The sequence below is a fragment of the Rhizobium sp. 1399 genome, from assembly GCF_031455475.1.
Taxonomy (GTDB): domain Bacteria; phylum Pseudomonadota; class Alphaproteobacteria; order Rhizobiales; family Rhizobiaceae; genus Rhizobium.
On sequence record NZ_JAVDSU010000005.1, the window covers coordinates 403396 to 416827 of the forward strand.

12 protein-coding genes are annotated in these 13432 nt (G+C 59.9%); 8 read left to right on the plus strand and 4 right to left on the minus strand.

Annotation, left to right across the window (positions count from 1 at the left end; all coding sequences use genetic code 11):
• Nucleotides 1–2: 2 nt before the first annotated feature.
• Nucleotides 3–491: a peptide-methionine (R)-S-oxide reductase MsrB gene (gene msrB, locus J2X71_RS19305; RefSeq protein WP_310383954.1), complete on the minus strand. Its 489-nt coding sequence runs from the start codon at nt 489–491 to the stop codon at nt 3–5.
• A 408-nt stretch (nt 492–899) separates the two neighbouring features.
• Between msrB and J2X71_RS19310 the strand changes: the two genes are divergently transcribed.
• The 8 genes from J2X71_RS19310 to J2X71_RS19345 all read left to right on the plus strand — a co-directional run bounded on the left by J2X71_RS19310 (nt 900) and on the right by J2X71_RS19345 (nt 10993).
• Nucleotides 900–1859 (plus strand): helix-turn-helix domain-containing protein, encoded by a 960-nt coding sequence (locus tag J2X71_RS19310; protein ID WP_310383956.1) that lies wholly within the window; start codon nt 900–902, stop codon nt 1857–1859.
• Between the two features lie 168 nt (nt 1860–2027).
• Complete coding sequence (gene adh, locus J2X71_RS19315) at nt 2028–3536, plus strand: aldehyde dehydrogenase (protein WP_310383958.1); 1509 nt, start codon at nt 2028–2030, stop codon at nt 3534–3536.
• Between the two features lie 74 nt (nt 3537–3610).
• Nucleotides 3611–4006, plus strand: a complete 396-nt coding sequence (locus tag J2X71_RS19320) for a DUF779 domain-containing protein (RefSeq protein WP_310383960.1) — start codon at nt 3611–3613, stop codon at nt 4004–4006.
• An 87-nt stretch (nt 4007–4093) separates the two neighbouring features.
• Nucleotides 4094–4690: a DJ-1/PfpI family protein gene (locus J2X71_RS19325; protein WP_310383962.1), complete on the plus strand. Its 597-nt coding sequence runs from the start codon at nt 4094–4096 to the stop codon at nt 4688–4690.
• Between the two features lie 22 nt (nt 4691–4712).
• On the plus strand, nt 4713–5063 hold the full coding sequence (locus tag J2X71_RS19330) for a ribbon-helix-helix domain-containing protein (RefSeq protein WP_007820318.1): 351 nt from the start codon (nt 4713–4715) through the stop codon (nt 5061–5063).
• A 183-nt stretch (nt 5064–5246) separates the two neighbouring features.
• Complete coding sequence (locus tag J2X71_RS19335; RefSeq protein ID WP_310383965.1) at nt 5247–6380, plus strand: calcium:proton antiporter; 1134 nt, start codon at nt 5247–5249, stop codon at nt 6378–6380.
• 204 nt (nt 6381–6584) lie between these two features.
• Nucleotides 6585–7784: an efflux RND transporter periplasmic adaptor subunit gene (locus J2X71_RS19340; protein WP_310383967.1), complete on the plus strand. Its 1200-nt coding sequence runs from the start codon at nt 6585–6587 to the stop codon at nt 7782–7784.
• Between the two features lie 41 nt (nt 7785–7825).
• A complete protein-coding gene (locus tag J2X71_RS19345) occupies nt 7826–10993 on the plus strand; it encodes a multidrug efflux RND transporter permease subunit (protein ID WP_310383969.1) in 3168 nt (1055 codons plus the stop codon).
• Nucleotides 10994–11056: 63 nt separating this feature from the next.
• On the opposite strand, the gene J2X71_RS19350 is transcribed toward J2X71_RS19345, so the two are convergent.
• The 3 genes from J2X71_RS19350 to J2X71_RS19360 all read right to left on the minus strand — a co-directional run bounded on the left by J2X71_RS19350 (nt 11057) and on the right by J2X71_RS19360 (nt 13132).
• Complete coding sequence (locus J2X71_RS19350; protein WP_113325427.1) at nt 11057–11386, minus strand: hypothetical protein; 330 nt, start codon at nt 11384–11386, stop codon at nt 11057–11059.
• On the minus strand, nt 11383–12171 hold the full coding sequence (locus tag J2X71_RS19355; RefSeq protein ID WP_310383973.1) for a DUF2092 domain-containing protein: 789 nt from the start codon (nt 12169–12171) through the stop codon (nt 11383–11385). Before J2X71_RS19355 ends, J2X71_RS19350 begins: the two co-directional genes overlap by 4 nt.
• Nucleotides 12172–12325: 154 nt before the next feature.
• Nucleotides 12326–13132: a cysteine rich repeat-containing protein gene (locus J2X71_RS19360; protein WP_310383974.1), complete on the minus strand. Its 807-nt coding sequence runs from the start codon at nt 13130–13132 to the stop codon at nt 12326–12328.
• Between the last annotated feature and the right edge of the window lie 300 nt (nt 13133–13432).

The window sequence follows — 13432 nt, forward strand, 5'->3', positions numbered from 1 at the left end:
GGTCAGGCAGATGCCGGGTGGAATGTCATGGCCACGCCGTTCATGCAGTAGCGCAAGCCGGTCGGCTTGGGTCCGTCGTTGAAGACGTGGCCGAGATGCCCGCCGCAGCGGCCGCAATGAACGGCATCGCGCACCATGCCAAAGGTGGTGTCGCGCGTCGTGCCGACGACCTTGTCGTCAAGCGGCGCCCAGAAGCTCGGCCAGCCCGTTCCGCTGTCGAATTTCGTGGTCGAGGAAAAGGCTTCCTGATCGCAGCCCGCACAGGCGAAATTGCCCTTGCGTTCTTCGTGCAGCAACGGGCTGGTGAAGGGATATTCCGTTCCCTCCTGCCGCAGCACCGAATATTGATCCGGCGTCAGAAGCTTGCGCCACTCTTCGTCGGTATGGGTAACGGCGAATGTCTCCTCCGCCATGGCGTGGCTGCCAAAACCGAAGCGCAGGGCAAAAGCGCCAAGTCCGGCTGTGGTCAACAGCAATCGTCTGTTCATCATCGCTTTGCTCTCCTAGTCAGCAGCTGCGACAGGTTCTCTTGTCTGGTAGACAACGCCGGGTGGGACTTATTCCCGGCATAGCGATTTTTCTTTCGGTGTTGCCTACTGAGGGAACTACGAAGCCGCGCTGCGATCTGTTTCACTGTCAGCAGCGCAAACACTGAAATGTGAAGTCCGCGATATCAGCAGTCGGCGCCGCCGGGCCGTTTTATCCAGAGAAATACGACGCTATTCCGCAAAATCAGCCCCGGCAAGCAGCCGGCTGGTCAGATTATCGCGATCACGATGCTCGGACAGACAGCGCAACTGTCTCAGAAATGCGACACCCATCATCGGGCGTCATGCCGGCCTGATTGCAAAGCTGCCATATTTACATCAGAATATGCGCAAGTTCTGGGAGGAGCCTCTATGCACGAACAATCCGCGCATGCGGAACATGTCTATACGTGCGCCCAGCAAAATTCCGCTGCGGCCAGCTCTCCAATCGTGGCTTCCTGGCGGCGCTGCATGACAATGTACCAGCTGGCGCCAGAGGATAAGCGCGTGCCGCTACGCCTCACCGAGCAGGAATTCGGCCTGGCCCGGGAGCAATCCGAACAATTGATCGCCGATGCCCGGGAGGAACTCGATCGGCTCTTTGCAACCGTCGGCAAGGCGGGCTGCTGCCTGCTGCTGACGGATCGCAATGGCATTGCGCTGGAGCGCCGCGGCGCCGCCGGCAATGACAAGGAATTCCACGACCTTGGCCTCTGGACCGGTTCTGTCTGGACCGAAGCAAGCATCGGCACAAACGGCATCGGCACGGCGCTTGCCGACGACCGCGCCGTCGCCGTTTTCCGCGACCAGCATTTCTACTGCTCCAACATCAAGCTGAGCTGCACCACGGCCCCGATCCGCGATCATCGCGGCCTTCTCGCCGCCGCCCTGGACATTTCCACCTGCCGCGACGACGTCAATGAGATGACGCTCACCATCCTGTCGCAGGCCGTGCGTGATGCGGCAATGCGCATCGAGCTCAACCTCTTCCGTTCCGCCTTTGCAGGTGCCCGCTTCGTCATGGTGCCGGCCGGCGTCAATTCCGCCAATGCGCTGCTCGCCGTCGACCGACATGACCTCGTTCTCGGTGCCACGCGTGCCGCTCGCCTTGCGCTCAAACTGGACGACAGGCACATCGCCGCCGGCATTCCGGCCTCCGATGCGCTGCATGAAGGCCGCGTCTCGCAGGAAGAAGAGATGGCCGAAGCCGAAAAGGCGGCGCTCCTGCGCGCGCTGTCGCGCACGCATGGCAATGTCTCCCAGGCCGCCGCAGCCCTCGGCATCAGCCGCGCTACACTGCACCGGAAGATGAAGAAACTCGACCTGCACTGACATCAGGCCAAAGGTTCAATCACGAATTCGTGGTACCACCGGAACCTGTCGCAACTCTGCGACACTGTGCGCTGCGGTATTGCGGAGCGACCCTGTTCCATCAGCCAAAAGCGACACAGATTTCCTCTCACGGTTCGATCCGGAACCCGTTCATCAAGGGAGGATGACATGCTTCATCAGAAAATCGTCGAGTCGCCGTACAAGCTGAGATACGGCAACTATATCGGTGGCGAATGGCGTGAGCCGATCGGCGGCAAATATTTCGACAACGTTACGCCCGTCACCGGCGGCAAGCTCTGCGAAATCCCGCGCTCGGATGAAAAGGACATCAACGCGGCGCTCGATGCCGCCCATGCCGCGAAGGAAAAATGGGGCCGCACTTCCACCACAGAGCGCTCCAACATCCTTATGAAGATCGCCCAGCGCATGGAAGACAAGCTGGAGCTTCTGGCCCAGGCCGAAACCTGGGACAACGGCAAGCCGATCCGTGAAACCATGGCGGCCGACATCCCGCTCGCCATCGACCACTTCCGCTATTTTGCCTCCTGCATCCGCGCCCAGGAAGGCACGATCGGCGAAATCGACCACGACACCGTCGCCTATCACTTCCATGAGCCGCTCGGCGTCGTCGGCCAGATCATTCCCTGGAATTTCCCGATCCTGATGGCGACTTGGAAGCTGGCCCCGGCTCTCGCCGCCGGCAATTGCGTCGTCATCAAGCCGGCCGAACAGACGCCCGCCTCGCTCCTGCTTTGGGCGGAACTCGTGGGCGATCTCCTGCCGCCCGGTGTGCTCAACATCGTCAATGGCTTTGGTCTCGAAGCCGGCAAGCCGCTCGCTTCCAGCCCGCGCATCGCCAAGATCGCCTTCACCGGCGAGACGACGACGGGCCGCCTCATCATGCAATATGCCAGCCAGAACCTCATTCCGGTCACGCTGGAACTCGGCGGCAAGTCGCCCAACATCTTCTTCGCCGATGTGGCAGCCGAGGATGACGACTTCCTCGACAAGGCTCTCGAAGGCTTCGCCATGTTTGCGCTGAATCAGGGCGAAGTCTGCACCTGCCCGAGCCGCGCCCTTATCCAGGAATCGATCTATGACCGCTTCATGGAAAGGGCCGTCAAACGCGTCGAAGCCATCACGCAGGGCAACCCGCTCGACCCTGCAACGATGATCGGCGCACAGGCCTCCACAGAGCAGATGGAAAAGATCCTCGCCTACCTCGATATTGGTAAGCAGGAAGGCGCGCAGGTCCTTACCGGCGGCTCGCGCAACGACCTCGGCGGCGAACTGTCTGAGGGCTATTACATCAAGCCGACCATCTTCAAGGGCCACAACAAGATGCGTGTGTTCCAGGAAGAAATTTTCGGCCCTGTTGTCTCGGTCACCACCTTCAAGGATGAGAAGGAAGCGCTCGAGATCGCCAACGACACGCTCTACGGTCTCGGCGCCGGCGTCTGGACCCGCGACGGCAACCGCGCCTATCGCTTCGGCCGGGAAATCCAGGCCGGCCGCGTCTGGACCAATTGCTACCACGCCTATCCGGCCCATGCCGCCTTCGGCGGCTACAAGCAATCCGGCATCGGTCGTGAAACGCACAAGATGATGCTCGACCACTACCAGCAGACAAAGAATATGCTGGTGAGCTACAGCCCGAAGAAGCTCGGCTTCTTCTGAGAAACAGTCGATCGTGCTAATATCAAGCCTCCTCCCCTTCACGGGGAGGAGGCATTGTCTTGGAGGAGGCAATCATGGAACAGACGATCAATGGCGAACCGCGCGTGCTCGCGACCGATGCAGCGCTCGACCTCATCAAGGAAATCCAGCGGGATTATCCTAAGATCCTCTTCCATCAGTCCGGCGGCTGCTGCGATGGCTCTTCGCCCATGTGTTACCCGACGGACGATTTCATCGTCGGCGATCTGGATGTGAAGCTCGGGGAGATTGGCGGCGTGCCCGTCTATATCAGCGCCAGCCAGTTCGAGGCCTGGAAACATACCCAGCTCATCATCGATGTCGTGCCCGGCCGCGGCGGCATGTTTTCGCTCGATAACGGCCGCGAGAAACGCTTCCTCACCCGTTCACGCATGTTCGGTGGCGGCGAGGCCTGCGCCATTCCCGATGTCAGGGCGCGCGAGACGATCTGAAACGGATCCTCTTGTAGTATTCCCTTAGTACCCGCGGCCCGCGATCCTTTGTTAAAGTCCATCTGTTGGTTTTTACGGGAGGAAAAAATGCCAGCATCCAAGATCCTGATGATCACAGGCGATTTCACTGAAGATTACGAAACCATGGTGCCGTTCCAGACGCTGCTTGCCTGCGGCTATACGGTCCATGCCGTCTGCCCCGGCAAGACCGCCGGCCAGACGGTCGCCACCGCCATCCACGATTTCGAAGGCGATCAGACCTATTCGGAAAAGCGTGGTCACAACTTCGCACTGAACGCCACATTCGAAAGCATTCGCGCCGAGGATTACGATGCGCTCGTCATTCCGGGCGGCCGCGCGCCGGAATATCTGCGCCTCAACCCCGATGTCATCAAGGCTGTCAGGCATTTCTTCGATGCCAACAAGCCGGTCGCCGCGATCTGCCACGGCGCCCAGCTTTTGGCCGCTGCCGGCGTGCTGAAAGGTCGCACCTGCTCGGCCTATCCCGCCTGTCGCCCGGAAGTCGAGCTTGCCGGCGGCACCTATGCCGATATCGCCATTACCGATGCCGTCTCCGACGGCAATCTCGTCACTGCACCGGCCTGGCCGGCCCATCCCTCGTGGCTGCGCCAGTTCATGGCGGTGCTCGATGCGGCAACGGTCCTGGAAACCAACGCCGCCTGAGCGGGCCCGTGGGAGGAACGTGATGTGTGAACTGTTCATCAAGGCCGATGCGCGGCTCTGGGAAAGCACAACCCGGTCGTTGCGCATCGACGGCATGGTTACCAGCGTGAGGCTGGAGAATTTCTTCTGGTCAAAGCTGGAGGAAATTGCCACCCGCGACGGCATGAACGTGGTCCAGCTGATCACCAGGCTGCACCACGAGTCGATCGATGCCGGCCATGACCTTGGCAACTTCACCTCGTTCCTCCGCGTCTGCTGCGCCCGCTATCTGGATCTCCAGCTGGCCGGCGATATCCCCGCCGATCTCTCGAGGCCGATTGCCGGCCTCAACGCCCCGGAAATTCTAGGGCGAGAGAAGCGGAAGTATCATTGAACAGTCCCAAAACTGAGGCGATGATTTTTAGATAGGCGGAATGCCCCTCTGCGTGAGACAATCGCTCGCAGCCGCCGCCAAGCCGCACCGCTCGGTTTGCCCACGCGGCGGAGAGAGCGGAGAGGAAAATGGCAGCGCGCTTAGTCGTAGTGCGAGGATACTCCGTGGCCGGTAGTGGTCCCGATGACTGACAGCTCGGCATTACGCACCACCAGTATGGCGGGCATCGTCCGCGAGGAATGGTTCTTTAGCGTGAGCGTCGCGACCAGCCTCGCCTTCCTTGCTTTCTCTGATGCAATCTTCGAGAAGCTATCTCGACCCTTCTGGTTTACTGTCATTTTTCTTTGGCTTTTTGCCGTTGTCCTTGGCTCCGCCCTGTCCGTCGTTCGTCATGCAGATCATCTGGCGGAGCAACTTCGGGAACCCTACGGAACCCTCATCCTGACCCTCGCCATCACCTCGATCGAAGTGATGGCGATCTCGGCTGTCATGCTGCATGGGGAAAACAATCCGACGCTCGCCCGCGACACGCTCTTTGCCGTCGTCATGATCATCCTGAACGGCATGGTGGGACTGTCACTGTTCTTTGGCGCATGGCGGCGGGAGGATCAGCAGCACAATCTGCACGGCGCCAATACCTATCTCGGCGTCATCGTGCCGTTGGCGACCCTCAGCCTCGTCATGCCGACTTTTCTCGCCGGCCCGGATGGTCCACACCCCTCGGCTTCGCGGCAGATGTTTCTCGGCATCGTCTCGATCGGCCTCTACAGCATATTTCTCCTGCTGCAGTCCGGCCGTCATCGGCGCTATTTTGCTGATGACGGCAGCCATCTTGAGCGGCACGCAGTCAGCATGCGGCCGCACCGGGCAGTATGGCATCACGCGGTGCTGCTCCTCGTTTACATGGGGCCTGTCGTCTTCCTGGTCGAACAGCTTGCCCGACCGATCGACTATGTGATCGAAACCCTGCATGCACCGGCAGCATTCGGCGGCGTGATCATGGCGGTGCTTGTCGCGACACCTGAGGCGATCAGCGCCGTGCGCGCTTCCGTCGCCAACCACCTGCAGCGCGCCATCAACATCTTCCTCGGCTCAGTCCTGTCGACGATCGGCCTGACAGTGCCGGCGATGCTGGCAATAAGCCACTTCTACGGGCACCCCGTCACGTTGGGGCTTCAGGGTCCGGATCTCGTCATGTTCGTGCTGACGCTCACCGTCAGCATCATTACCTTTTCAAGCGGCCGCACCAATCTCATGCAGGGCGCGGTTCACCTGGTGCTGTTCGTGGCTTACGTACTGCTCATTACTCAGCAGTGAGCACAAAATCTGCGAACTGAGCCGTTACCGGGATTACGCGATCACCAATCATTTAGGCACAGCTAAATTGCATGCCGGGAACTATTGCAATTTCAGGCAACCCCGCGACATAGTACCACATGCCTGAAACACCCGGCGGCTTATGGGGGTCGCCGCAAAGGCACGCATGAAGACCGGGGCATATAGATCGTCGGGGCAGAAGCAATGCGTGAGGGATTGCATCGGGGTCTGCAGATTTTTGTAACGCTCATCGGCACGGCAGCGCTCACTGCATGCGATGGAAGCAGCAATACCTACGTCCCGCCTCCGCCGCCAGCCGTTCGCGTCGCCCAGCCGGTCCAGGAGCCAATCACCCTCTATTTCGATCTGACCGGCAATACCGCACCGCTGAATTCGGTCGATATCGAAGCGCGCGTCCAGGGTTACCTTCAATCGATCGATTATCAGGACGGCACGACGGTAACGAAGGGAACCAAGCTCTTCGGGATCGAGCGCGACACCTATCAGGCCCAGCTTGATCAGGCCAAGGCATCCCTCGCATCGCAACAGGCATCCCAGGTTGGTGCCAAGCAGGAGTACGATCGTCAGGTCAATCTGATGAAGCAGCAGGTCACGACGCAGACAGCCGTCGACAGCGCCAAGGCGACGCTCGACGAAGCCAATGCGCAAATCCTCAATGCTCAGGCCAATGTCGAACTTGCAACGATCAATCTCGGCTATACCGAAGTGATTGCACCCTTCGATGGCACGGTGACCGACCACCTCGTCGATATCGGCACGCTCGTCGGCGTCTCAGGCCCCACCAAGCTCGCCAGTATTGTCCAGACGGACCCGATCTATGCCTATTTCAACGTCAGCGAAACCCAGGTGCTGCTGATCAAGGATATGCTGAGAAAGCAGGGACGCACTTTCAAGCAGACGGACCTGCCGAGCATCCCTGCCGAACTCGGCCTACAATCCGAGGAAGGCTATCCGCACAAGGGACATCTGGACTACGTCTCGCCGCAACTCGATGCATCGACCGGCACGCTTCAGGTGCGAGCTCTGTTCGACAACAAGGACAAGGCCATGCTGCCCGGCCTCTTCGTGCGCGTTCGCGTACCGATCGGCCAGAATGAGAAGGCACTGCTTGTACGCGACGACGCGATCGCAACCAACCAGCTCGGCAGCTATCTGCTCGTGCTCGGCAAGGATGACACCGTCGAACAGAAACAGGTCAAGACTGGCCAGCGCGAAGGCCCTCTCCGCGTCATCGAATCCGGCCTCGACCCCGCCGACTGGGTCGTCATCCAGGGCATCCAGCAGGCAATCCCCGGCAGCAAGGCTGCGCCCGAGAAAATCGATATGAAAACGCAGCCGGCAGAAGCCGGCGCCGATGCAAAGGCCACAACGACGACGCAGTAAAATCCGCCACCCGCTTCATCTGAACGTCCAAGGACAACAGCATGATCTCGCGCTTCTTCATCGAACGGCCGGTGCTCGCCAATGTTCTGGCATTGGTCTTTGTTCTCATCGGCGCGGTGGCTCTCTTCCAACTCCCGGTGGCGCAATATCCGAATGTCGTTCCGCCGACAGTGCAGGTTACGACCCGCTTTCCCGGCGCCAGTGCCAAGACGCTCGTCGATACAGTCGCCCTGCCGATCGAGCAGCAGGTCAACGGGGTGCAGGACATGCTCTACATGCAGTCCACCAGCGCAAGCGACGGCACCTACTCACTGACCGTGACCTTCGCCATCGGTACCGATCCCGATCAGGCACAGGTCCTGGTGCAAAACCGTGTTGCGATCGCCATGTCGTCGCTTCCGCAATCGGTTCAGATTCAGGGTGTCAGCACCCAGAAGAAATCGACAGCGATCCTCGGCTTCGTCAGCCTGACTTCGCCTGATAGCCGCTATGACAGCCTGTTCCTCTCCAACTACGCCGTCATCAACCTGCAGAACGAACTTGCCCGCCTGCCCGGCGTCGGCAACGTCACGGTCTTCGGCGCCGGCCAATATGCCATGCGCATCTGGATGGATCCGAACCTGCTGCAGGCCCGCGGGCTGACGCCGCAGGATATCGTCAATGTCGTGCAGCAACAGAGCCAGGAGGTCACGGCCGGCCAGATTGGCATTCCACCGGTTCCCCAAGGGCAGACATTTCAATACACGCTGAACATCAATGGCCGGCTGAATGATGCCGTCGACTACGAGAACATCATCGTCAAGGTCGATGGCTCGGACGGCGGACGGGTGACGCGCATCCGCGATATCGGCCGGGTAGAATTGGGTGCGCAGACCTATAGCCAGACCTTCATGCAAAATGGCCGACCGGCTGCGGGCATCGGTATCTCCCAATTGCCGGAAGCAAACGCCATTGCTGTGGCCCATGCAGTCGATGTGAAGATGGCGGAACTGGCGAAGGCCTTCCCGCCGGGCCTCGAATATCATCTCCCCTTCGACACGACGAAATTCGTTAAGGCGTCGATCAACGAAGTCTATGTCACTTTGATCGAGGCAGGCGTTCTCGTTCTCATCGTCATCCTCCTGTTCCTGCAGGACTGGCGGGCGATGCTCGTGCCGGCGACGACTGTTCCGGTCACCATCATTGGCGCTTTCGCCGCGATGGCGGCCATGGGTTTCACCGTCAACCTGTCCACCCTGTTTGCGATCGTTCTCGCCATCGGCATCGTCGTCGACGATGCGATCGTCATCGTCGAAGGCGTCGCAAGGCATATCGAAGCCGGCATGTCCGGCAGGCAGGCAGCCGAAAAGGCGATGGACGAACTGCTCGGCCCAGTCATCGGTATCACGCTGGTGCTGATGGCCGTCTTCATTCCAGCTGCCTTCCTGCCAGGGCTGACGGGCCAGCTTTACCGGCAGTTCGCTCTCGTCATCGCCGCCACGGCGCTGATCAGCGCCATCAACGCCGTGACGCTGAAACCGACGCAATGCGCCCTCTGGCTGCGCACGCCAGTGCCTCCCGAGAAGCGGAACTTCGTCTATCGTGGCTTCAACAAGATCTACGATTGGGGCGAACGCGGATACGTCCGGCTGATCGGCTCGATGACGCGCCACGCCGCCGCGATGGTCATTCTTGCGCTGGCGCTGATGGGCGTCGCCGTCTGGGGGCTGACACGCGTGCCGACTGCATTCCTGCCGATTGAAGACCAGGGCTACGTGCTGATCGGTGCGCAACTGCCGGATGGTGCCTCCAAGGAGCGCACCGACGCTGTCATGGCAGAGGTGGGCAAGATCGCCCAGGCGACACCAGGCGTCGATCAGGTACTGACGATCAGTGGGATATCCGTTCTCGACAACAATGCCAGCCTGCAGAATGCCGGCGTTGCATATGTCGTGCTGAAGGACTGGGACGAAAGGCTAAAGGAAAAGGGTCGGGATCTCCTGTCCATCTACCAGCATCTGAACGGCGCGCTGCAAAACGTACTGGTCGCGAAAACCCTGGTCATCGTGCCGCCCCCGATCCAGGGCGTCGGCAATGCCAGCGGCTTCACGATGCAAGTAGAGCTCAAGAATGGTGTTTCCGACTATGTACTGTTGCAGTCCCTTACCGATACGATTGTGAAAAATGGCGAAGCCCAGTCATCACTGCAAAGGCTGAGCACGTCGTTCCGCTCGAACGTGCCGCAACTGGAGGTCGTCGTCGACCGTATCAAGGCCGAGACGTTGGGCGTCACGGTCGGACAGGTTTTCTCTGCACTGTCGGGCTACGTCGGATCGAGCTACGTGACACAGTTCAACAAGTTTGGCCGCACGTTCCAGGTCTATGCCCAGGCTTCTCCGGAATTCCGCGTCAGCCCTGACGATATCCGCAATCTGGAGGTCAAGGCCGGCGATGGCACGATGGTGCCGCTCGGAACCGTCGTCGACATCAAGCCGATGCAAGGCCCCTCACTGATCAGCCTCTACAACCTCTACCCGTCAGCAACCATCGTTGGCGGACCTGCCGCCAGCTTCAGCTCCGGCCAGGCACTCGACGTCATGGAGCAGATCGCCGACCAGACCTTGCCGACAGGAACCGGCTACGAGTGGACGGCTCTCTCCTACCAGGAAAAGGCGGTCGGCGGACAGATCTACTATATCTTCGCGCTCGGCATGCTGCTCGTCTACTTTGTGCTTGCAGGCCAATATGAAAGCTGGATCCTGCCGCTTGCCGTGCTGCTGGCCGTCCCGCTTGCCCTGCTCGGCACCGTCGGCGCACTGATGGCGGCGGGTGTCGCCAACAACCTCTACACCCAGATCGGCCTGATCCTTTTGATCGCGCTGGCATCGAAGAACGCTATCCTGATCGTCGAATATGCACGTGAAAAGCGTGAGGAGGGCATGGAGATACTGGATGCCGCGGTCGAGGCGGCCCGCCTACGCTTCCGCCCGATCCTCATGACATCCTTCGCCTTCATTCTCGGCGTGCTGCCGCTCGTCCTGGCAACGGGGGCCGGTGCATCCGCCCGCAAGTCGATCGGCATATCGGTCTTCAGCGGCATGATCGCATCGACCTGCCTTGCCGTGCTGTTCGTTCCGTCCTTTTATGTCGTGCTGCAGCGCCTCGAAGAATTCAGAAGGCGCCGCAGCAAAGCTCCGGCGGTCGCAGATGCGGAAATGAAGGTGCAATAGAGCAATTCCAGCAATGGTGTGCAGCGGTTTGTGTCCGGAAATGCTCCAGCCTCGGATGGGAGCCTATTGCACGATCACTTGCACGTAAACGCCACCGCTCTTGGCGTAGTACAAACCGCCGCAGCGGTAATAATAGCCGCCATAATAAGGGCCGTAGAGACAGCCGGGAGGCAGGACGGCAATGGTCGTCGCCGTTCGCCGGACAACCCGACGCGTCGTCCGGCGGGCAACGCCAGCATAGGAGAGCGGCGTTAGAGGCCGACCGATGACGGCACCCGCCGGTGTGGCAAAGCCGATCGACACTGGCAGCGGACCTTGCCCCTCTATACGAAAATCCGTGAAAGTCATCACGCCGGCAAGGCAGAAGGCGAAAAAGAGCTTGCTGCGGGTCATTGCATCTCTCCTTTAACGGCAGGCGCGGGAAGCTCATCGATCGATTGGAGTTCGCTCAGATCCACGGTCTTGGCATTGGCCGGGATCTTGATGTTGTAAGACGTGGCAGCAACGTCCGCTCCGCTTTTGAAGTCGCTGATTTCAAGCGTGTATTGCGGTGCCTGGACGACGTGTTTGCTGGTGATCACATAGCGCCGCGGTATCGGCTGCGGTCCCGTCTGTATCCAGATCTGCCAGTCGAGTTCCGGCGTACGGAAGGCCAGATATTCGCATTCCACGCCATCCACGAAAGCGCCGGAAATGTGCTTCGCCTCGGTCACGTCAGTCATCAGGATATCGTAGACATGCGCCGACAAAAGATCGGCGCCCGGCGCCTCGACGCCAGCATCGGCGAGCCTGTCGATCAGCTCATCTAGCGAGCCTTTACCGTCGATCTTCGCGTAAGCGTCGAGGTTTTTGCCGTGTACGGTCAGCGTTGAACCGTCGAAGCTGACATCGATATCGGCAAAGCCGCCGGTTCTCGTAACGCGCAGTTTGTCAGGCCGGGTGATATTGGCCGTACCCGAACTGACGAATTGCAGCTTCTCGAAGTCCGGCGTCACCGCCTCGAGTGAGGACTGGTAGTTGAAGGATATTGTCTTCTGCGCCACCAGAAAATCGGACATGGCCTTCAGAAGATCTTTTGCATCATCCGCCCATGCATGGTTTGGTAGAACGAGGCTGGCTACAACAGCGGAATAACTCAATATTCGTTTCAATCGCGATAGATGAGAAGTCGATGACATGGCAACTGCCTTTCATTTGTGTCGTCATTGAATTCATCGAATGCGGAGATTTCGGATCGTGCTGTGACGATCGCGGAATGGCTGTGCGGAACCATCAAGAGAATGCCTGACGCTCAGACATTCCCGGCGAAACCGGATACGAATTGGAAGGCCGCTACAGCCCCGAGGTCAGCACCCTGTGGCAGGCTGGCGATACGCGCTGTAGATTGTCCCGTAGGCACGAGATGACCCGCCCCCCGCCGATCGGCACCATTCGGCAAAAAGCCCGGAAGTCAGGCCCGCAGGTCTCGCGCACGATCATCATTTCCTCGCGCGGAGAGAAGACAGGCATGGCAGCCGGCCGGGTGGCCGGCGGCGTGGCAGCTGTTGCAGCACCTGCACCGGCTGCGGGCGCCCCTGCTGCACCGATGGCCGCAACGGCCTGCTGGCAAGGTGCCGACAGGCCGGCGCTATGCTGCTGCAGGCAGGAGAGGGCCGCAGCACCTCCCGGGGTCACTCCGGAGCATTGCGCCATGAAATCGGAACGGCAGGCTGACTTGACGGCATCGCGTTGCGCCTCGGTCGGTTGAGCCGCCGTCTGAGCACCGGCCGCCGGTGCCGGTGCCGGCGTCGCCGCCCCTGTCGTAACAGGCGCCGTTTGAGATGGCTCTGCAGATGTCGATTTCGGCTTGGCGGTGATCGCAGACACCGCTTTGCGGCAGGCGGCGGAAAGAGTGGAATCATGTTGCTGCAGGCAATTCAGCGCCTCCATGCCACCCGGCTGCACGCCGGAACATTGTGCGATGAAATCGGAACGGCAGGCTGCCCGAACCTCGTTGCGTTGCTCTTCGGTGGGCGTCTGGGCAAAGGCAATCCCGGTAAGAAGACTGGCAGCACAGAAGACGCGCGATACCGATAGCCCAAACGGAAACCAACGCCCCCTGCGCCGTATTGCCGATCGAGAAGATGCATATTTTCGCATTGTTCCCCTCCTGGAAAGTTCATCGATTTACGGCATGAAAACAAATACGCCGGCTGAACGAGACAGCAGACCTGGAAAGACCAAAAGAAATCCGTGCGCGGAAACTTGAAGCACCACGCAAGATTACTTTAGCACATTCGAATTTTCGAGAGTAGGCGTGAATACCGGATAAGGATTAGCCCACTATGTTTACGACGAACCGAAACGTTGACAACGGAGCTGCCGATTTATTCCGGCTAGCTGTGGTTTTTGCGAGGATGAGATAAATTTTGGCATTGTGGCGGGCTGCGGTGGCTGAAG